This is a genomic window from Candidatus Komeilibacteria bacterium CG_4_10_14_0_2_um_filter_37_10 (assembly GCA_002793075.1).
GTDB lineage: Bacteria > Patescibacteriota > Patescibacteriia > UBA1558 > UBA1558 > UM-FILTER-37-10.
In genome coordinates, this window is sequence record PFPO01000065.1 from 1 (window position 1) to 1170 (window position 1170).

Annotated in this window: 1 protein-coding gene; it reads right to left on the reverse strand. The window is 40.4% G+C overall.

Going from position 1 to position 1170, the window contains the following annotated elements; all coding sequences use genetic code 11:
• The coding region (locus tag COX77_03445) for a hypothetical protein (protein ID PIZ98786.1) at window positions 1-1170 on the reverse strand (1170 nt) is incomplete at both ends.

A 1170-nucleotide genomic window follows, 5' to 3' on the forward strand; every position in this document is an offset into this window, starting at 1 on the left:
GCCGTTATTATCTATTCTCATTCTTTCCGCAAGTGTTGCTGAACCATCAGGAATAGTCCAGAAACTTAATCTTGATGGTCTATCATTTAAACCAGTATTTCCATCAGCATTTCCATCTATTTTTGCAAAAATACTTTGTGTTGCTTCCCCAGTATTTGACTTGAAAACTAAAGACCCTAATAAATCACCACTAGCAACGAGGTTATTTGAATCTAATCTTGACAAAGAAAGAACTCCTCCATCATTTCCTTTCTGAATATCTAATAACTCACTTGGTGCCACTGTCCCAATGCCGACGTTGCCGGCCAAATTTATTCTAACTTTTTCAGAAGGGGCAGTATTTGTGTCACCAGTAGAAAAAGATATAAACTTATTACCTAATAATACTTTTGATGTTCCAAGGATTGCATCATCAATAGCACTGGTTTCTGAATTAACATTTGTAGATAATACTAATTGGCCTCCATCTGTTCCGACGGGACCAATTCTTGTTTTTGCTGTCCAACCTGTTGCAAGAAAATGTATTCCTGTTGCATCTCCAGTTACTCCGTTGATTTGTAATTTTGCTGTCGGCCCCGTCGTCCCGATGCCGACGTTGCCAGTATTTGTTATTCTGACCAATTCACTTGTTTCACTATTCAAAAACTTGAAAGGTCCGACTGTAGATAAGAAAGCAACTCCGCCTGTATGTGCTACAGAACCTATTGTAAATGCGTCTGCGACTAAAGGATTACCGTATGAACTATTTTTGACTGTAAGTACGCCATACTTTGAACTACCGTCTCCAGTGAAAATTTGTATTCTTGCATTTGCATTACCACTGCTACTGTTCGAATTACTAAAATACATGCCCGTGGTACCTGTTGTCGTGTCTTTAACCTCAAATTTCACTGCTGGATTCGTCGTCCCGATGCCGACGTTGCCACTTGGAAAATTGAGACTTGTTCCATTATTTTCTATAAATGCTGAGCCTACACTATCAGTTAAAACTATTCTCGCTGTTGGGTCGCCACTTTCAAATCGTGCCAGTGTGTCTCCAGTCGCTGAATAGACATGTAATGGAAGATTTGGTGTCGTCGTCCCGATGCCGACGTTGCCGGCTGTTGTAATTACCATTTGTCCATCACTGTAAGCTCCGCCATTGACTGAAGAACCAAAACCAAGATAACC